We start from the raw sequence: 20,065 nt of genomic DNA on the forward strand, positions 1-20,065 counted from the left end.
TCACGAGCCCTAATCGGGAGGCTCCAGCAATGCGCTACTCGGAAGACCATAAAGCCCAAACTCATCAACGGATCGTCAACGAAGCGTCTGCGCGCTTTCGGCGTGATGGCATCGGCGCAACAGGCCTGCAACCGCTGATGAAAGCCCTGGGCATGACCCATGGCGGCTTTTATGCTCACTTCAAATCCAAAGATGACCTGGTTGAACAATCACTGCGCAAAGCTGCCGACGATGTGACTGTTCGTTGCAACGGCCTGTTCGCAGAGGAAAACCCGCTGGCAGCTTTTATAGACAGTTATCTGTCGTCTGAGCATCGCGCATCGCCAGATACAGGCTGCCCGCTGCCGACCATGTCCGCCGAGCTGGGCCAACGCGGACAGGCCAGTCCGACGACCGATGAATGTATCCAGTCCCGGCTCAAATCCATCGAAAACACCCTTCCCGATCAAACCAATGCCAGCGAACAAAGCATCGTCATGCTCTCGACCCTGGTCGGTGCATTGCTACTGTCGCGTAGCGCAAATGACCCCGCGCTATCCGATCGAATCCTCGACACCACGCGTGAGTGGCTGAAACAGCAAGCCACCGCATGACTATTCACTTACACCCACTCAATCATGCCAACGCCGAAACAGTACGCTCGCATTGACCCCGCCAAACCCAAAACCGTTGGACAAGGCATATTCAATGGCCATCGGTCGTGCCGCGCCATGGACAATATCCAGGCCCTGCGCCGCTTCATCGGGATTGTCGAAATTGAGGGTGGCTGGCGCAATTTGATCGCGAATCGCCAATGCCGTAAAAATCGCCTCGATCCCGCCTGCCGCGCCGAGTAAATGTCCGGTGGCTGACTTGGTCGACGTCACTGCAATCGACGCCTGATCACCAAACACCGCCTTGATCGCCGCCATCTCACCCAAGTCACCCACCGGCGTGGACGTGGCGTGCGCATTGAGATGCTGGATCTCGGAAGGTTGAATCCCCGCCTGACGAATCGCCGCCTGCATCGAGCGCCGAGCCCCACTGCCATCTTCCGGCCCGGCGGTCAGGTGATAGGCATCAGCCGTGGTGCCATACCCCACCAACTCGACAATCGGCTTGGCCCCACGCGCCAACGCATGTTCCAGCGACTCAATCACCAAAATCCCTGCGCCCTCCCCCATCACAAACCCATCGCGATCACGATCAAACGGACGCGACGCACGCTCCGGCGTGTCATTGAACGCACTGGACAGCGCCCGTGCCGCTGCAAATCCGCCAAGGCTCACGCGATCAATCGCCGCCTCAGCACCGCCACAGACCGCTATATCCGCCTCACCGCAACGAATCATCCGCGCTGCATCGCCAATCGCCTGAACACCCGCCGCGCACGCAGTCACGGGTGCGCCCAACGGCCCCTTGAAACCATGCTGGATCGAAACATTGCCCGCCGCGAGATTGACCAGAAACGAAGGGATCGTGAACGGCGACAAACGGCGTGGGCCACGGCTGTCCGTGATCCTCACCGCCTCGGCAATCGCACTGAACCCCCCCACGCCAGAACCAATGATGGTCGCCGTGCGCTCCTGAGCTTCTTCGCTGTCAGCAACCCAACCCGCCTGAGCCACCGCCTCCTTGGCCGCCGCCAGCGCGTACAGAATGAAGCGGTCCATCTTCTTCTGCTCTTTAGGAGGCGCAGCAGCGTCCACATCGAACCCAGCCTCCGCGTCATCGGCAATTAACGGCACAACCCCACCGACCTTGCCCGGCAAATCGGCCACCACCTCTTCCGGTAACCGAATCACCCCGGAGCGGCCCGCCAACAAGCGTTGCCACACCACCTCCACGCCACAGCCCAAAGGTGACACCAGGCCCATGCCCGTCACTACAACTCGGCGTTCGCTCATGCAATAACCCTCAACGTTGAAATAGAAGCTCAAGCAACCGGAGCTTCGTAACGAGCCGCATCAAGCTGAATCATACGATCCAGATCGCGCGCAACTAACAACAAATCGTAGCCGCGTTTGGCGAAACGGTCGGCATAAGTGTCGATTGTTTAATAGGACTGTCGCACAGCCAACCGGGGCGCGCTCAACTCGGACGACCTTCATCCGATGGTGAATCCAGCCATTCTGCGATTGTTTGATAGGAGGCCTCGCCTTGTCGCACCGCAAACACAACCTCGATTCTGCCCCGCGGGCGTAGGAGCTGACTTGTCTGCGAATAAGGGCGGCACGACCTTCATCCGGTGGTAAACCCAACCATTCTGCGACTGCTATACAGTCGGACGCGACCCCGGGTCGATTCGCAGACAAGTCAGCTCCTACAAATAATCTTATATTTAAAATGGTTATCGATTGTTTGATAGGAGGCCTCGCCTTGTCGCACAGCAAACACAACCTCGATTCTGCCCCGCGGGCGTAGGAGCTGACTTGTCTGCGAATAAGGGCGGCACGACCTTCATCCGGTGGTGAACCCAACCATTCTGCGACTGTTTCAGTCGGACGCGACCCCGGGTCGATTCGCAGACAAGTCAGCTCCTACAAATAATCTTATATTTAAAATGGTTATCGATTGTTTGATAGGAGGCCTCGCCTTGTCGCACAGCAAACACAACCTCGATTCTGCCCGGCGGGCGTAGGAGCTGACTTGTCTGCGAATAAGGGCGGCACGACCTTCATGCGGTGGTGAACCCAGCCATTCTGCGACTGCTATACAGTCGGACGCGACCCCGGGTCGATTCGCAGACAAGTCAGCTCCTACAAATAATCTTATATTTAAAATGGTTATCGATTGTTTGATAGGAGGCCTCGCGTTGTCGCCCAACAAACACAACCTCGATTCTGCCCGGCGGGCGTAGGAGCTGACTTGTCTGCGAATAAGGGCGGCACGACCTTCATGCGGTGGTGAACCCAGCCATTCTGCGACTGCTATACAGTCGGACGCGACCCCGGGTCGATTCGCAGACAAGTCAGCTCCTACAAATAATTTTCTATTTCAAATGATCATCGATTGTTTGATAGGAGGCGTCGCACTGTCGCGCAGCAAACACAACCTCGATTCTGCCCGGCGGGCGTAGGAGCTGACTTGTCTGCGAATAAGGGCGGCACGACCTTCATCCGGTGGTGAACCCAACCATTTTGCGACTGCTACGGTCGGACGCGAGGTGTCTTCTGACTTTTTTTGATAAAACCATGCAACAACCCCATTTCACACACCCATTAAAAAAGGCCAGTCAAAAGACCAGCCTTTCATCCACCGACGCCTGTTTAGTTAATGCCGACCTTGTCGCGATTTTTTTCAAGGATCGCTTTGCCGATGCCTTTCACCTCAAGCAGCTCATCAATCGACGTAAACTCGCCGTTGGCTTCACGGTAAGCCACGATGGCTTTGGCCTTGGCTTCACCCACTCCAGCCAATTCACGCTGAAGCATCTCGGCATCCGCAGTGTTGAGATTGATTCTTTCACCCTGCTCGGCCTGCATCATGGCTGGAGCGCTGGCAGGGACCGGCGCGGAAACCTCGGCAACAGGCGCGGCACTCACAGCGACCGAAGCAGTGGTGAACAAGGCAAACAAGAAGGACGAGAGGACAGAATTACGCATAAGTGACGCTCCATGTTATCCAGGGTGAGGGCAGCTTTCCGAAGCTGCCTCTCAAAGGTAGCCGAGCCCCGCCCCCCGTCAAAAACCGAAGCGTTACCGAATATTTGATCGCGCATGCAAAGCCATAGCGAACGTCAGCCCCGCCCAAAAACGCCCTTCGAGGTCATTTGAAACAATTATTTCTCGAACCAACGCTTTCCTCTGCTTGAGCGACGTAATTATGTCGAAGCACGACAACCCAACATCTTCCCGTGCTAGTACCATGAAATCATTCATTTAAATAAATGCCAAAAAACCGCCAAAACAGAAAAGCGTCAACTTGCCGGCAATCACACAACATCAACCCCAAAAAAAACAAACGAAGGCCGTTTTTTTGACGACAAAAATAATGGCTTTTAGCTTGAACAACTTAATTTTAGAGGTAAATTTAGTTCAGGAGTTTTTTGACGCTCAGCAAAAAAGGCTCAAATCCGCGTTTGTTCGGACAAAGAAATACCGAATCAGGAGCAGCAAAATGTTAACTTTTTTTCTGTGCTGGGGCGCTGCTTCGGTAGTCGGCACTTTAATCGCACTGAGCCTTATCTGGAGCGGGAAACGCGCCAGTCAAGAAAGCAGCGAACTATCATCACGTACTGCCGCTAATTCGGCGGTGGCGCCAAGAACGTTGCGGGCCTGAACATCTAGCTTTCAACTTCTGCAATTTCATTGATGATTCATTAAACAATAAGCCATCAGTTGATACTGGGCGGCACTCAGCTCCTGCAACCGTGGTCGGTTACGCCAAAGATCAAATCCGTCGAGCAGCCAGTTCAATTCCTGGACAGTTAACACTTCGGCCTACAGGCGCTTGAGCCAAAAAAAGAAGCCGTTGCGCTGCCAGTAGAGGATTTTCACCCGGTTATGGTGGCTACTCAGAAAAACGAAAAGCACCGGGGCGAACATGGCAACGTTGATACCCAGCTCCACCAGCGCAGCCAAGCCGTCGATGGATTTTCGGAAGTCCACCGGCGTGGGGTAGAGGTATACATTTCGACTTTAGCGTCGGAGCGCATCATGGTTGTAGGCTCCTGAAAGAGATCAAGAGCACAGCATCAGGCTTCAACTGGCACGGCGCATCGCTTACCGTGGAACTGCACGCCGCAAACTCCAAGATAGCCATAGATCCCCACCGTTAAAGTGTCGGGATTTATAGAGTACCTATAATGAATTAGCCGTACAGTCAACTAGACCGGCAGCGGGGCATTAGCATTTTAATTAATGTTTATGGCTCCAGGCGCCGCTTTTGATATATCCAGTCAACAATTTCACCGTCTGGCGCATAACCACTCACAGTTTCCCGTAGTAACTGTCGGACCTTGGTGTAGTCGTCCTCATTAACGGCGAAGACCAGTTCCGATAGCTTTTGCTTGAGTACATCCCATTGAAGGTAATCTTCATGGGCGCTCATAATCATCGGATGTCCGGTGGCAGTGGCGTTATCACCAATCAGCAACTCCTCGTATAACTTTTCTCCAGGACGCAGCCCAGTGAACTCTATGGCAATATCGCCATGAGGATTTTTCTCAGAACGAATACTAAGGCCTGATAAGTGCACCATCTTCTCCGCTAGCTCAACGATCTTCACTGGCTCCCCCATGTCGAGCACGAATACATCGCCACCCAACCCCATCGAGCCAGCCTGGATGACCAATTGAGCAGCCTCGGGAATGGTCATGAAGTAACGGGTGATTTTAGGATGGGTGACAGTGATCGGCCCGCCTGACTTTATTTGCTTGTGGAAAAGCGGTATGACGGACCCTGATGACCCCAAGACGTTGCCGAAACGCACCATAGTAAAACGAGTTTTGTTGACTCTGGAAACATTGCTCTTATCGCCGAACATGACCGCTGCACTTTCCCGGCTCAAGGCTTGCAGGGTTAACTCAGCCAAACGCTTGGTACTGCCCATGACGTTGGTGGGCCGTACCGCTTTGTCAGTGGAGATTAATACAAAGTTCGCAACGCCTGCTTTTAACGCTGCCTGAGCAGTATTAAGCGTGCCAATGACGTTATTCAAGACACCTTCTGCGATGTTGTGTTCGACCATTGGCACATGTTTATAGGCCGCAGCATGGTAAACAGTATCTATATTCCACGTCTTCATGACGTCAACCAACTTTGACTCATTACGCACAGAGCCTAAAATTGGCAGCACCCTCACCGGCAAAGACTCGCGCGTTACACGCTGTTCAAGCTCCGACAAGATGGTGTAGAGGTTGAATTCGCTGTGCTCAAACAACAGTAGGGTTGTCGGCTTGAGCATTAGAATCTGCCGGCACAACTCAGACCCAATTGAGCCGCCCGCTCCAGTCACCAAAACTGACTGGCCAGAAATGCATCGCTCCAACAAGTGTTCCTGCGCCGGTACAGCATCACGCCCGAGAAGGTCAGCGATATCGACTTCCTGAATATCGTCGACCTTGACCCGACCACTAGTCAGATCCATAAACCCTGGAACGCTTCGGACATGCAGCGGAAATTTCTCGAGAAACCCAAGTATCTCCCGACGCCGAGTACGACTCGAAGATGGAATCGCCAACAACACCTCTTGGGCGCCTGTTGCTTCAATCATCCGTTGGATGTTCCGCGGCTTATAGACGTGTAGTCCAGAGATTACTCTGTCAACAATACTCGGATCATCATCAATGAACGCGACCGGTCGCATTATACGGCCCATACGCAACGCTGCGACCAACTGATTACCCGCCGCACCTGCGCCATATATCGCCACGCGGGGAAGACCATTGTCACGATTGGTAAACGGGACATGTTGCGCTGCAGCGAACCAATCGCCGAGAAAGTACTGGCGCATGCCCAAACGCAGCCCGCCGATCATGATCAAACTCAACCACCAGTAGTTGAAGATAATCGAGCGAGGAATGACATTCTCATGGTTGCTGTACCAATAAACTACCACACCCAGAATCAGCGACGAAAGACTCACCGCCTTGACTATCGCAATCAGAGCATCGTTACCGAAATAGCGCATGACCGCCCGATACATGCCAAAACGGACGAAGAGAGGGATTGCTACGACGGGAGCAGCCAGAAACAGCCACAGGTGATGAGCTATCGGATTCACCATCTCGTCAAAGCCAAGACGAACCACAAACGCCAACCACATCGCGCCCCAGACCAAAAAGAGATCCGCTACCACTTGTATCAGGCGTTTTTGATGACGTGGCAACGCCAACAAAAACGTCCGAATCCGGGTCATAAAGCCATCCATCGTTCAATTCCATTCTGCTAGCAGACCCGCATCGCAGGTCTTGTATTGAGTTAACTGCCGATCAAGCTGACGCTTCCAACTGCCCAGCCTTGTATTTGAAGGCCAACGCAACAAGAGGAATATACGCCAGCACTAACCCTAATGCGCCGTCGAGGTGGTGCAAGCCTACGCTCATCGCAATCGGAAGTAACCACACCAGGTTGATGCCGGTGACGGCAAGTGTCACCCGTTTGTGGCTGCCATAAGCCCTTGAGGCGAATTGATAAGCATGGCTGCGATGAGCTTCGTATACCTTGTCGCCCCGAACCAGACGACGAGTCAGCGTGAACGTGGCGTCAACCACAAAAACACCCAACATGATCAGCCATGCAAAAAAATACTCGGAGCCAGCCCACGCAGCCTGAATAGACAAGCAACCCAAAATGATACCCAGAAAACCGCTACCGGCATCCCCCATGAATATCCTTGCTGGCGGAAAGTTCCAAAATAGAAACCCTCCAACCGCCATCGCCAACAGCAACGGCGCCCATATCGCACTAGTCTGCCCCACCAGCCAGTAAATCAGACAAAGCCCTAGGCAACTACAAATCGCTTCAAGACTGGCAATGCCATCAATACCGTCCATGAAGTTATACAAGTTGAGCATCCAGACCAAATAAAAGGTAGCCAGAACACCGCCAATCCAACCGAGGTCAATGCTCAAGCCAAAAGTGCTGACGGGCGGCATGCCGCCTAGCCAAAATAAGGCCCAGGCAGCCGCTAGGAAATGTCCTAATAATCGCCATCTGGCCGCAATGTGCCCGTGATCGTCCATGAAGCCAATAAGAGCAATTAACGTTCCGGCACCTAAATAAGCCGTAAGAATCGGCCATACTTCAATACCAAAAACACCAAGCAACACCAACGCGAGCAGAAAGGCGATCACAATTGCAACGCCTCCCCCTCTCGGTGTTGGCACAGAATGCGAGCTTCGCGCGTTAGGGATATCGATAATGCTGTGACGCAGCGCGTAACGCCTGAGGACTGCCGTCAGCAATAAGGATAAAATCATAATGGCAGGCAATACGTACCAAAATCTCATTTAACACGCTCATTCAAGAAGTAGTCGGCGGTCTTTTTCAAACCTTCGTCCACAGTGACCACAGGTTGCCAACCCAACAATGAACGGGCCTTATGGATATCAACCTGCAGCGATCCGCACAAACGCTGGGACAATGAGTTTTTCCCAAAAAGCCCCGCTCCTAGAGCAAGTAAACGAGCGGGAACAGGCAACAATCGTGCTGGAGAGTGCAAAGCACTGCCCAACCTCTGAAGCAGCTCGGTAGTCGATACGTCTTGCCCGTCGCTGATCAGAAAAGTCTGGTCAGCGGCCGCAGGATGCTCAGCGCATACCTTGATGAAGCTGACCAGATTATCTAGCGCCACTAGGCTGCGTTTATTGTTCAGCGAACCAAAGGGTAAAGGAACGCCTTTACACAGCCATTTCATCATGTTCTCGAAGTTAGCTTTGACCCCTGGCCCGTATACCAAGACCGGACGAATGATGACGACTTGCAACCCCGTCTGCGAGGCGATGGTTTTCAAACCCTTTTCCGCTTCCATTTTGGAAATGCCGTACGGATCAGCGGGTGCCGGGGTATCGGATTCACGATAAGCCTGGCCTGGCGCGGTCCCTTCACCGTTTACCTTTACCGAACTTACAAACACGAATCGCTTCACACCAGCTGCTGCTGCACTGCGCGCCAACTGGAGCGTATGCCCAACATTTACACGTCGAAAAGCCTCGAGAGGGTCGGGGTCGCTATCGTTCATGATGTGAACGCGAGAGGCCAAATGCACGACAACCTGGATGTCTTTCAATGCAGGGTGTAAAGCGTCGATCTCTGCAAAATCGGCGACCACGACGAAATCGTCAGGTGCTGGTGCCTTCTCAGGGAGGCGCCGCACCAGCATTCGGATATCTGATGCAGGATCTTCGCGCAGGTGAGCAACCAGCTGCCTGCCGACAAATCCAGTACTGCCGGTGATCAATAATTTGGTTTTCATTTCTTATGTTTCACCAAAGCGAGTGCAAGACAAAGACCAGCAAACACAAGCTTGTCTCTCGGCCGTCTGCGACATCGGGAACTGTTCAACGCCAAGCGCAATAATTGAATACGACCCAGATTGATCCAGTCCCGGACGAAAGGCTGATCAGACACACCTACCAAATTAGCGATTCGCACGGCCTGATTTAAATACCAACCGTCGAACACTTGCGACAAACGAGACCTGAAAGCCTTGATACCACGATTGACGCCAACTTGATTGCTTGCGTGCTGCCGGTACTGCATGCCCGGAACATTATCGATGTGCCAACGATAGCCCTTTGCTCGACTGAAGGCGTAGAAATACCAATCATGGAGGGTTACCTCCTGCACCCCTGCAAAGTGACCTACGACGTGGTTCTGCAGTTCGATAAACAAATCTCGAGTGAACACATACGTACATCCCGGGCCGGCGGCTTCAAATAGAAAATCATAAGAAACTTGTGGTTGCGACTTGACGATTGCATTAGTACGCCCATCGGGCCAGAACGCGGTCACATCACCGGAATAGCCGTCTACTCGTTGCGAGTTGATCACGTGCACGGCACGGCTGAATTTGTCCGGATGCCAGATATCGTCCTGATCTGCCAATGAAAAATAGTCAAAGTCTGCTGAAGATGCGTCTTTGATAAGGCGGAAAAAATTGCGCGCTGCCCCGCCGAATTTTTCTCCAAACGGTAATGCGATCACTCTCGTGTCACGCGTTGCCATCTCAGCGACCCACTGCTCTGTACCGTCAGTGGAACTGTCGACACTGATCAGCAACGTGACAGATACATTCTGCTGAGAAAGAATTGATTCAACCTGCTCTGAAATCCATTTCATGCCGTTGTAAGCGGCTAGCAGTACCAAAAAACGCGGCTGCATAAATCTACCTTAGATATCCTGGCGACCTCGCGGTCCAAAATGGGAAACTCGATGGTTAGTGGACAGGACCCAAGCTCGTTTTGAGACCATGCCGGATGCCTCGAACCATCATGCGAAGCGACTTGGCGCGGTCGGTATCAATAAGAAGGTTCACAGCAAAGCGTAGCATCAGCGCCATGATCATCCTGCGTTTCCAGCAGCCAGGCGTGTGCTTCATGCGGCAAACAGCAACCGTGTTGCGGAAAAAGAAATAGCGGCGAACGGGAGAGTAGCGGAAAAAGCTGAGCCCCAGAATTTTGACGGGGGGGGCATCGGAAAGCGCATGGCCCATTTCGACTTTTAAGCAGCCATAAAGACTAAAACCGCGATCACGGACTCGAAAACACCACTCAGTATCGGTGAAATCAACAAACATGCCGTCGTCGTATTTGATGCCCTTTTTCCAAGCGCGGGTATCGACTAACATCCCCGACGTAATTAAAGCGTCAGCCTTGACGAGGCCGTGTTCGTCGTCGCTTTGAAATATGGCCCTAATGGCACCGCTGCTGGAGCTGTAGAAAGGAAACTTTATTTGTTTCCCGTCTCGACGATCAAAAAATGTAGGACTTACGGCGATAGCATTACCATCCATTAATTTCGCTTTACACATCGCTTGGTGCAACGTGGAAATAAGATCAGATTGCGCATGACTGTCTTGATCGAACGTAACGACATAATCATTTCCTTCGTCAATAGCGCAAGAAAACCCAATATTTAGCGCAAAGCCTAATCCTTTATTTTCTCCCAATGGAATATAGCGTATCCGATCACGAATGGTTGGTGATGATTCAAGAAATAATGACGCGCCGCCATTATCCACTAACACCAGCAAGTCAACCTGATCGACTAATGAGGCCAACAGACTATCCAATACTTGTATATCTGGATTGTACCCAACCACTACTGCTGCTACACCTTTCAAATTAACCCCCTAGGTTGCGGCATCAATGCTACTGTGGGCTGCCCCTTGATGATTACTGACCAGTACCACAAAATCACTAAGAAGCCGAATGAATTAAATAAAACAGGGTTACTCATCGACATCAATAAATAAAGCAGCATAATAATCCCCGTTGGCCGAAGCTCTTTCGATGCAAAGATTTTTTTGACTGGAAAAAGAATTGAACCGAGTAATAAGACAGAAAGGGGGACGCCTACAAACCTTACGGAGTCCATCCAGGTGATTTCAGTCTGTGATACAACCGTTCCATATCCCTCCGTATAAAAATAGGATCCCAACCCCTTTCCAAAAAAAAGCATACTCCAATCAGCCGTATTAAAAAAAGAAACAACGTGACCTATCTTTATATTGTTTGACTGTTCATCCGCACTTAAAACACTCGTCTCATTCACCAGGTACGTAAACGCTGATAGGCCTAAAGGAACCGCAGCCATCAAGATCAAAACCCTAAGAGGCCAAGTCTTATAGTTAAAATACAAAACAAATAGAGATATGGCGGCCATAGCCATGAGTGCGCGAGAAGCAGAACAAACTATAGAGACCAAGATCAACCCTATAAAAAACAATGTCAATAACTTACGAGAATTCAAATAATCCATGAAGAGTAAAGACAAGGGAACGAGAAGAAATGGAGAAGATCTGTGATGCAGCATGAAAAGCTGTAGATTACCAAAGTTACGCACCCCATAATATCCAAGCTCATTAGCATTATAGTATTCTAAAAGTACATCGCCCAAGAAAAATCCTGGCATCATCATAAGCATGAATGACAAACCACACATTATAGCTGCCAAGGTTACACCAGACGCTTTCAAAGCGAGTCCCATGTCGACATTATAGGCAATAACTACATAAATCAGAAACAGCGAGAAAGCGCCAAGAAGCATCTGGCGACCCAGAGCCAAATCGGCTTCACCTGTCAAAGAAATAACAAATCCGTATAAAAAAATCAGAATTACTATCCATGGAGCCAATGTCTTTATTGGCTTCAAAAACATGAGTACTACAGACAAAAAAAACAACGGAAAAAACAATAGTTTATTCAAAATAAACACAGGCACTAAAACTGTAGCAAGGCAATAACCGAGCATCAAAAAACGCACAATTTTAGAATTCATATTACATCCAATCTAGACGACCTAGTTTTTTTATATTTTGCCAATAAAACCTTCAACAGAAGTTTTAACTTTTTATCAAATCGCAGACTCAAAAGCAACTTGATAGCGAGCCTGTAGTTCAACTTCTTCAATGCAAAGTAAGCTGAAGTTGATACATCGACTGCTAGAGCACCATCTTTCTGTCTAAACAACCCTACATCACCGCTCCAGTCACAATATGAGTCAAGCAAATTTTGACAAATTATTCCGTCCTCAACACAGCGAAGATATCGGGATTCCACATTAGCTGTTGAATTCACCTTTACGATCAGATCGTGAATTTCTGTTGAAAATTTATAATCTGCAATTGAGTTCATGACTTGATCGACAGTTGTTCTTTTCAACCTATCAGCCGGCGAGTAGCCTTGTAATGGCGATACAAGCCCTACGCACCGACGCCCTAAAACAAACTGTTCGGCGAACGCGGTACCGCCTGGTATAGGATAGCTATCCACAAAAAAATCGGCTCCCTGCATTGTAGCCAAGTATTCAGAATGCGGCATGATCGGAATAACTAAAAACCGTTTTTTATACTTAACTTTAAGCAACCACCACCAATAAGCAGTCTTAATGTTAGATCCAATAACGGAGACTTTACAGTTAGGATATTCAGTTAAAATCCTGTTTAACAGTACAGTCAAACTCAAACCTTTGACAGGTTTGAATTTAATATCGCTAGCGGCAGTAATAAAATGTAATGATTCACTATTAAGATGCACCTTGGCTGACTCATATTTTTTTTCAGGTACGTCAATTGGAATACCTAAAAAACTTTTTACGCCTTTGATTTTTTTCAGTGCATCCAAACGACGACCGTAACTGCTTAACTCAAAATAGTAGTCTGCAACCGAACAGCCAAAAGAAAAAACGTGATCCGCATGATTCACGAAAAATACTTTCTGCTCAGCCCTGCGATTTAGAAGTCCGCATGCTACAACTGTATAGATATCATCCGGGTGAAGATGGAGAACAATTTTTTCATATCTTGATAGGACGTCTGTAGTTTTAAAAACCCGTTCAAGAGGAGTACACAAACCAATCTGGACGACACTTTTGAAATATCTAGAAACGCGATCTAATGCAGCCTTTGAAGCCCTTTTAGTGATAAGCAAATCAACGGGGCGGTCATGCATGCCAGCGAGCTTCTCCATCAATCTGGTATGGCCACCGGTTACATACGGTTCAGTAACTACATGAATTACGGCCCCCCTGACAACTGCATCTACGTCAACGACAACCCGGTTCGGCGTAGCAGTGCATCTCGATATCAACTCTTGCTCAAGATCTGACGCGTCGTAAATCCCAACGTCTGCGAACCACAGGAGATTTCCATAGATGTGCGCTAGCTCCAGAGCTGCATCCAATTCCGGCTCGGATAGTATTGCACTTTGAATCTCTGTAAATATCATATTCAAGCCTCAACACTTAACTTAGCATTATTTTTCTCAAGGCTTAAATAAACAAAAAAATACATCATCAAACAATATATAAAATAGTTAAACGCATAAGCCCAGGTAACAGCTTCAACTCCCCACACCTTGGTAAAAATAAGGGTAAGCATATATAGAGAGGCACAGGAAATAATTTCCGTTATGATAAACCGCTTAACCATAGCTTTACTAAGCATAACGTAGGCGATTATCCAGCTGACTATTTTCAGACTATCTCCTATGACTTGCCCAGCAAAAAAAATCCGCATCGGATGAAACGCTTCGGTAAATAATAGCGAAATAATAAAATCTCGGAACAAGTACGTCATTAGACCTGCGAACATTGCGACCGGAAGTATGTACTTGTAACCTTGTATGATCTCCGCCCGGATATCGCCAGCGACTTTTAACTCCGAGAGTTTTGGCAAGTAATAAACGCTCAATGTAGTCGTAACTAATAGGAGATAGGCGGCACTTAGCCGTGACAGCGCTTCCCAGTATCCGGCAACTTCCCAGCCGAATGTATTACCCAGGTAATTCCTGACCAAAATCTGGCCAATAGGAATGCTTGCCGCAGATACAACAGCCATCAAAAAATAGGCAAGAAGTTTTTTCGCGACTACTTTATTGAACGAACCAAACATATAGCTAAACTTAAACCATGACATACGATTACAGACAAGCAGAGTTACAAAAAAACTGAACGACTGGTACATAACTAACGCAATCAACGCGCCATGTAGCCCATAAATAACAGTTAAAGCTACCGTCAACCCAAGCGCTATCAAGCTCCCTGCGATATTTGAGATAACATAGAGTAGTATTTCCTTTTTTCCATTTAAAATAGCCAATAAAAACGTATTTAAAGAAAAAAACAAAATCCCAGCAGCAAACCAATAAAATATGTCACGCAAGTTTTTATCGTGAAGAAAAAAACCTGCGAGTTCGTGGCTAAAAACGACTACCAGAATTGCAACTACTAAACTACTAAGTATAGTAATAGTACCCGCAACTTTCCAGATCTGACGTTGAGCCTGTTCGTTATCGGCATATTCGGCCGTATATTTTACAACGCCGTTAGTTATCCCCCCTCCGGTCAAAGTTGTTATCATTTGTAATGCGTTTTGAAATTGGCCAATTGCTGCGAATCCCGTTGGACCGATGTAAACCGCCAATATTTTATTTAAGCCCAACAGCGTCAACATTTTAACAACTACAGCTATGCCATTCAGCAAACTGGTTTTAATCAGGTTCATAGTTTTCCTGACTGAAAGCTATTGCATGCCTGAATGACGGTTTCTGCATCCGCGGTAGAAAGCGTCGGGCCCATAGGAAGACTCAATATCTGACTATGAATCTTTTCAGACACAGGGAGCGAAAGTCCCGCCCACTCTACGTAAGCTGCCTGATGATGCGGCGGAATTGGATAGTGAATTAGCGTTTGAACGCCAAGATCTGCGAGGTGCTTTTGCAGTGCTTCTCGGTCATCGCAGAGCACGGTGTAGACATGCCACACATGTCCTTCATTGGTAGCAGCATGGAACGCCAGGTCAACGGGGAGCTGGATTGAGGGGTTGTTTATGCCTTGAGTATACAGCTCCGCTATTTGGCGACGATGCTCGGTTTGCTCGTCGAGGTATTTCAATTTCACGGAGAGGCAAGCGGCTTGCAACTCGTCTAGCCGGCTATTTACGCCACGATAGAGGTTCTCGTATTTCTTGTGAGAGCCGTAGTTACGTAAAGCCCTCAAAGTACTTGCGAGCAAATCGTCGTTTGTTGTGATAGCACCCGCATCGCCCAACGCACCAAGGTTTTTGCCAGGGTAGAAACTGAAGCCTGAAGCATGCCCCCAGTTACCTGACCTTTTTCCATCGATGCTTGCGCCATGAGACTGAGCAGAATCTTCGAGCACCAACAGGTTATACCGGTCGGTCAGCGCCATAATCGCGGGCATGTCGGCAAGACGACCATAAAGGTGCACAGGCAAAATCGCCTTGGTTTTGGACGTTATTGCAGCTTCAGCGTTGACAGGGCAAATGTTGAACGTAGATTGATCAGGTTCAACCAGAACTGGAACCAAGCCGTTCTCGGATATGGCCAGAATACTTGCGATATAGGTGTTAGATGGCACAAGAATTTCATCGCCAGCCTGCAGATAACCAAGCTCTTTCCACGCACGGATTACCAGCGCTAAAGCGTCCAAGCCGTTTGCAACACCGATGCAGTGCTTGGTGCCACAATACTCAGCAAAACTGTCTTCGAACGTCTTAAGTTCTGCCCCGCCGATGTACCAACCAGAATCAATAACGCGAGTGCAGGCTGCGATTAACTCATCCCGGCAACCACTATTGACTTCTTTCAAATTTAGGAAACTTATCATTTATTCACATACCTAATAACTTTGGCGGGATTACCCACCACAACAGCACGGTCCGGCACATCGACCACCACTACGGCCCCGGCACCGACCATGGCCTCTGTGCCGATAGTCACGCCTGGCAATATGGTCGCATTAGCACCGATGCTAGCACCCCGTTTAACTGTGATTCCGGAGAACTTCTCTGGATAAATTTTTGAGCGAGGCATCGCATCATTGGTAAAAGTCGCATTCGGGCCAATAAACACATCATCGGCAATGACGGTGCCTTCCCAGAGATATACCCCAGACTTGACAGTAACATTGTTGCCGACTGTCACGCCTTTTTCGATTAGTGTGTGTGCGCAAATATTGCAGTTCTCTCCAATCACGGCACCGTCGAACACCACCGCGTATTGCCACACGCGAGTATCTTTGCCTATATGGGAGCTTTTCACATCGGAAAGCGGATGTATTTTAGGCATGCTTGATTATCTCCAAGAAACTAGAGTACTCGCGTATGTAATCCGCCTCATCGTAAAAGTCACTCGCTAACACAAGCAATACGCAGTGCTGACTAAAATCATGCATCTCGTGCCATATCATTTTGTCAATAATGATCGCCTTATTAGGAGCGTCGAGCCAGACTTCTTCTTGATTGATACCGTCGTCCATCTTCATAAGACATCGGCCGGATACACAAACTGCGACCTGAACGAGTTCTTTGTGCGCATGGAAGCCGCGCGGCACGCCCGGCTGCGTATCAGTCAGGTAATAAACGCGTTTTACGTCGAACGGAATATTTTTGTTGTTTTCAAGCACAACCAAATGCCCGCGCTCATCACCTAAAGTCTTTAGATCAAGAAAAGTAATCAGACTCATGAGTTTATCGCCGGCAAACTATCGACAGCAGGAGCATCACTGTCTTTTTCATTGATTATAAAATCGCTTGGCTGAGGCCATTTAATACCTAATGCTGGATCCTTCCAAAGAAGAGCACCTTCCGACGACTTATCGTAGTAATCCGTAGTTTTGTACATAAAGTGCGTATCGTCTTCCAGTGCAACGAAACCGTGAGCAAAACCCTCTGGAATCCATAACATACGGTTGTTTACAGCGCTCAACTCGACCCCGACCCACTGCAAATAGGTGGATGAAGCTGGACGTATGTCCACGGCCACATCATAAGCAGCACCCTGAATGACACGTACAAGCTTGCCCTGAGCATGAGGCGCGCGTTGATAATGCAACCCGCGCAAAACACCTTTGGCAGAGCAGGAATGATTATCCTGAACAAAAGCTCGAGGAGTCGGTAAATCTAAAGCTTGTAGCGCCGTATGAAATTTCGCCTCATTAAAACTTTCCATAAACCACCCTCGGTCATCACTGAACACTGTGGGCTCAATAATGACGACGTCGGGCAGAGAGGTCTGAATCAATTTCATGCGCTTTCAGCCTCAGCCAACAACTTCAGCAGATACTGACCATAACCTGTTTTTTTCAGTTTCTCGGCCTGCTCTTTCAACTGCGCAGGCGAAATCCATCCGTGAGCGAATGCAATTTCTTCGAGACACGCGACCTTGAGGCCCTGCCGATGTTCAATCGTGTGTACGAATTGGCTAGCCTCCAGCAAGGACTCATGGGTACCCGTATCTAGCCAGGCAAAACCACGCCCGAGCATTTCGACCGTGAGCGACTTGTCTTCAAGATACACCCGGTTAACGTCCGTGATCTCAAGCTCACCGCGATCCGACGGCTTGATACGCTTTGCAATGTCCACCACACGGTTGTCGTAGAAGTAGAGGCCAGTCACCGCATAGTTGGACTTCGGCGTCGAAGGTTTTTCTTCGATGCTCAATGCCCGCCCAGTACTGTCGAACTCAACCACGCCAAAGCGCTCTGGATCGGATACGTGATAGCCAAACACCGTTGCGCCTGACGTCTGGGACATTGCGGCGCTCAGGTTTTCAGAGAAATGGTGGCCGTAAAAAATGTTGTCCCCGAGTATCAGGCAGCAAGGATCCTGACCGATGAACTCTTCACCGATTAAAAACGCCTGCGCCAAGCCATCCGGGCTCGGCTGCTCTGCGTAGGTCAACTCGATTCCGTATTGGCTACCGTCCCCCAACAGCTTTTTGAAACACGGCAGATCTTCTGGGGTGGAGATGATCAAAACTTCCCGCATGCCCGCGAGCATCAACACCGAAAGCGGATAAAAAATCATTGGTTTGTCGAAGATCGGGAGCATTTGCTTCGACACGCCAAGTGTCAGAGGGTGCAGGCGTGTGCCTGAGCCGCCAGCGAGAATGATGCCTTTGCGTTTGATGACCGTCATCTGACTAACACTTCCTTCAACATCCGGGTTACTCCACTCTGCCAATCGGGCAGGTGGATAGAAAAAGTCCTGCACAGTTTATCTGTGTTGAGCCGTGAGTTCAGCGGCCGACGCGCCGGCGTCGGGTATTGTTCCGTTAGGATAGGCGTGATGCATTGAACAGCTAGAGTTTCCTCGGCGGCGCGACCGCAGTCGATGACCAGTGTCGCGTATTCATGCCACGAAGTGAAACCCGACGCTGCAAGATGATAAATGCCACACACCTTGTCGTCACCACGCGCGTGACGAATCGCAACAGTAGTTACGTCGGCGATCAGGTCTGCCCCTGTTGGTGCTCCAATCTGATCAGCAATGACGTTTAATTGAGTACGATCAGTGGCTAGCTTCAACATCGTCTTCGCAAAATTGTTACCTCTTGCACCGTAGACCCAACTGGTCCGAAATATAAGGTGCTTGCAACCTGAAGCAAGGATCGCCTGCTCACCAGCGAGCTTGGTTGATCCATAAGCGTTGACAGGAGCAACCTGATCTTGCTCCTGCCAAGGCTCCGAACCCGAGCCGTCAAACACGTAGTCGGTAGAGAAGTGAACCAGCAGACAACCCAGTCGGGCGGACTCTTGCGCCAGAAGTTCCACCGCGTCAGCGTTTATCAACCTTGCGGTATTGTGATCAGACTCAGCCTTATCGACCGCGGTGTAGGCCGCGGCATTCACGATAACGTCAGGGGCCACGTGCCGAATGGTCTCACGTAAAGCCTCAAGATTTGCGAGATCACCGCTGAGCCCGTTTCCCTCATGCCGATCCAGTGCGACGAGGTCGCCAAGCGTCGCCAATGATCGTTGCAGCTCCCAGCCGACCTGACCGCTTTTGCCAAGCAATAATACTTTCATATCAGTTCGAACGCTTTGCGTAGTTCTGATCAATCCAGTTCTGGTAAGTGCCGCTTTTTACGTGTTCTACCCACGCATGGTTGTTCAGATACCACTCAACCGTCTTGCGGATGCCTGAATCAAAGGTTTCGGCAGGCACCCAACCGAGTTCACGCTGGATCTTGCTTGCGTCAATAGCATAGCGCTGATCATGGCCCGGCCGATCTTGAACATAGGTAATCAGTTGTGCGTGCGGCACAAACTCTGAGGCCGGACGTAGTTCATCCAGCAATTCGCAAAGTTTCAGAACGACGTCGAGATTTTTCTTCTCGTTGTGACCACCGATATTGTAAGTCTCACCGTCCACGCCTTCTGTTACTACACGGTATAAAGCCCGAGCATGGTCCTCCACGTAAAGCCAGTCACGTACTTGGTCACCTTTGCCATAAATAGGCAGCGGCTTACCTTCCAGTGCGTTGAGGATAACCAGGGGAATCAGCTTTTCCGGAAAATGGTAAGGCCCGTAATTGTTCGAGCAGTTGGTCACTACCGTTGGCAACCCGTACGTGCGACTCCAGGCGCGTACCAGATGGTCAGAGCTGGCTTTGCTTGCAGAGTATGGGGAGCTGGGTTGATACGGGGTCTGCTCAGTGAAGAGATCCTCAGGCCCGTCAAGATCGCCGTATACCTCGTCGGTGGAAATGTGGTGGAAGCGAAAATCGTTTTTCTGCTTCTCAGCCAACCCGTTCCAGTAGGCCCGAGTAGCCTCCAGCAATGTGTAGGTTCCAACGATGTTGGTTTGTATGAAGTCAGAGGGACCGATGATCGATCGATCCACGTGTGACTCGGCGGCCAGGTGCATGACCGCATCAGGACGATGATCCTTGAAAACCCTGTCAAGCTGCTCTCTGTCGCAGATATCGACTCGTTCGAAGGCATAGCGCTCGTTTTCGGCAACGTCCAGCAGCGACTCGAGGTTGCCTGCGTACGTTAGCTTGTCCACGTTCACTACCGAATCAGTGGTGTCGGCGATGATGTGACGCACAACTGCCGAACCAATGAAACCTGCACCGCCAGTTACTAAAATCTTCAAAGCATTCATCCTGGTGTCA

20 protein-coding genes are annotated in these 20,065 nt (G+C 49.8%); 2 read left to right on the forward strand and 18 right to left on the reverse strand.

Annotated elements, in window-relative coordinates; translation table 11 throughout:
* Positions 1-29: 29 nt before the first annotated feature.
* Positions 30-593 (forward strand): TetR/AcrR family transcriptional regulator, encoded by a 564-nt coding sequence (locus tag RHM55_RS08120; protein ID WP_322180950.1) that lies wholly within the window; start codon positions 30-32, stop codon positions 591-593.
* Between the two features lie 18 nt (positions 594-611).
* On the opposite strand, the gene fabF is transcribed toward RHM55_RS08120, so the two are convergent.
* The gene (gene fabF, locus RHM55_RS08125) at positions 612-1,886 is read right to left on the reverse strand and encodes a beta-ketoacyl-ACP synthase II (protein ID WP_322180952.1); all 1,275 of its coding nucleotides are present in this window, start codon (positions 1,884-1,886) and stop codon (positions 612-614) included.
* A gap of 1,362 nt (positions 1,887-3,248) precedes the next feature.
* Complete coding sequence (locus RHM55_RS08130; protein WP_322180954.1) at positions 3,249-3,584, reverse strand: helix-hairpin-helix domain-containing protein; 336 nt, start codon at positions 3,582-3,584, stop codon at positions 3,249-3,251.
* Positions 3,585-3,903: 319 nt separating this feature from the next.
* Between RHM55_RS08130 and RHM55_RS08135 the strand changes: the two genes are divergently transcribed.
* A complete protein-coding gene (locus RHM55_RS08135; RefSeq protein WP_322180956.1) occupies positions 3,904-4,260 on the forward strand; it encodes a hypothetical protein in 357 nt (118 codons plus the stop codon).
* 161 nt (positions 4,261-4,421) lie between these two features.
* Here the strand turns inward: RHM55_RS08135 and tnpB are convergent, their stop codons facing one another.
* The 16 genes from tnpB to rfbB all read right to left on the reverse strand — a co-directional run bounded on the left by tnpB (position 4,422) and on the right by rfbB (position 20,046).
* Positions 4,422-4,589 (reverse strand): IS66 family insertion sequence element accessory protein TnpB, encoded by a 168-nt coding sequence (gene tnpB / locus RHM55_RS08140; protein ID WP_322180958.1) that lies wholly within the window; start codon positions 4,587-4,589, stop codon positions 4,422-4,424.
* Positions 4,590-4,845: 256 nt separating this feature from the next.
* On the reverse strand, positions 4,846-6,840 hold the full coding sequence (locus tag RHM55_RS08145) for a nucleoside-diphosphate sugar epimerase/dehydratase (RefSeq protein WP_322182796.1): 1,995 nt from the start codon (positions 6,838-6,840) through the stop codon (positions 4,846-4,848).
* Positions 6,841-6,913: 73 nt separating this feature from the next.
* Entirely contained in the window at positions 6,914-7,933 is a 1,020-nt protein-coding gene (locus RHM55_RS08150) for a glycosyltransferase family 4 protein (protein WP_322180960.1), read from the reverse strand.
* On the reverse strand, positions 7,930-8,898 hold the full coding sequence (locus tag RHM55_RS08155) for an SDR family oxidoreductase (protein WP_322180962.1): 969 nt from the start codon (positions 8,896-8,898) through the stop codon (positions 7,930-7,932). The genes RHM55_RS08150 and RHM55_RS08155 overlap by 4 nt, the downstream gene beginning before the upstream one ends.
* Positions 8,895-9,806 carry a glycosyltransferase gene (locus RHM55_RS08160; protein WP_322180964.1) on the reverse strand — a complete coding sequence of 304 codons (912 nt, stop codon included), beginning with the start codon at positions 9,804-9,806 and terminating at the stop codon, positions 8,895-8,897. Before RHM55_RS08160 ends, RHM55_RS08155 begins: the two co-directional genes overlap by 4 nt.
* A 55-nt stretch (positions 9,807-9,861) precedes the next feature.
* Positions 9,862-10,767, reverse strand: coding sequence for a glycosyltransferase family 2 protein (locus RHM55_RS08165; RefSeq protein WP_322180966.1), 906 nt, complete (start codon positions 10,765-10,767; stop codon positions 9,862-9,864).
* Positions 10,764-11,924 carry a hypothetical protein gene (locus RHM55_RS08170; protein WP_322180968.1) on the reverse strand — a complete coding sequence of 387 codons (1,161 nt, stop codon included), beginning with the start codon at positions 11,922-11,924 and terminating at the stop codon, positions 10,764-10,766. The genes RHM55_RS08165 and RHM55_RS08170 overlap by 4 nt, the downstream gene beginning before the upstream one ends.
* Complete coding sequence (locus RHM55_RS08175) at positions 11,921-13,378, reverse strand: hypothetical protein (protein WP_322180970.1); 1,458 nt, start codon at positions 13,376-13,378, stop codon at positions 11,921-11,923. The genes RHM55_RS08170 and RHM55_RS08175 overlap by 4 nt, the downstream gene beginning before the upstream one ends.
* The gene (locus tag RHM55_RS08180) at positions 13,375-14,649 is read right to left on the reverse strand and encodes an O-antigen translocase (protein ID WP_322180972.1); all 1,275 of its coding nucleotides are present in this window, start codon (positions 14,647-14,649) and stop codon (positions 13,375-13,377) included. Before RHM55_RS08180 ends, RHM55_RS08175 begins: the two co-directional genes overlap by 4 nt.
* Positions 14,646-15,773, reverse strand: coding sequence for a DegT/DnrJ/EryC1/StrS family aminotransferase (locus tag RHM55_RS08185; RefSeq protein ID WP_322180974.1), 1,128 nt, complete (start codon positions 15,771-15,773; stop codon positions 14,646-14,648). The genes RHM55_RS08180 and RHM55_RS08185 overlap by 4 nt, the downstream gene beginning before the upstream one ends.
* On the reverse strand, positions 15,770-16,234 hold the full coding sequence (locus RHM55_RS08190; protein ID WP_322180976.1) for an acyltransferase: 465 nt from the start codon (positions 16,232-16,234) through the stop codon (positions 15,770-15,772). Before RHM55_RS08190 ends, RHM55_RS08185 begins: the two co-directional genes overlap by 4 nt.
* A complete protein-coding gene (locus RHM55_RS08195) occupies positions 16,227-16,631 on the reverse strand; it encodes an FdtA/QdtA family cupin domain-containing protein (RefSeq protein ID WP_322180978.1) in 405 nt (134 codons plus the stop codon). The genes RHM55_RS08190 and RHM55_RS08195 overlap by 8 nt, the downstream gene beginning before the upstream one ends.
* Positions 16,628-17,194: a dTDP-4-dehydrorhamnose 3,5-epimerase gene (gene rfbC / locus RHM55_RS08200; RefSeq protein ID WP_322180980.1), complete on the reverse strand. Its 567-nt coding sequence runs from the start codon at positions 17,192-17,194 to the stop codon at positions 16,628-16,630. Before rfbC ends, RHM55_RS08195 begins: the two co-directional genes overlap by 4 nt.
* Positions 17,191-18,084, reverse strand: coding sequence for a glucose-1-phosphate thymidylyltransferase RfbA (rfbA, locus tag RHM55_RS08205; protein ID WP_322180982.1), 894 nt, complete (start codon positions 18,082-18,084; stop codon positions 17,191-17,193). Before rfbA ends, rfbC begins: the two co-directional genes overlap by 4 nt.
* Positions 18,081-18,974: a dTDP-4-dehydrorhamnose reductase gene (rfbD, locus tag RHM55_RS08210; protein WP_322180984.1), complete on the reverse strand. Its 894-nt coding sequence runs from the start codon at positions 18,972-18,974 to the stop codon at positions 18,081-18,083. The genes rfbA and rfbD overlap by 4 nt, the downstream gene beginning before the upstream one ends.
* Position 18,975: 1 nt before the next feature.
* On the reverse strand, positions 18,976-20,046 hold the full coding sequence (rfbB, locus tag RHM55_RS08215; protein ID WP_322180986.1) for a dTDP-glucose 4,6-dehydratase: 1,071 nt from the start codon (positions 20,044-20,046) through the stop codon (positions 18,976-18,978).
* Positions 20,047-20,065: the final 19 nt, after the last annotated feature.

Source organism: Pseudomonas sp. MH9.2, assembly GCF_034353875.1.
Classification (GTDB): Bacteria; Pseudomonadota; Gammaproteobacteria; order Pseudomonadales; family Pseudomonadaceae; genus Aquipseudomonas.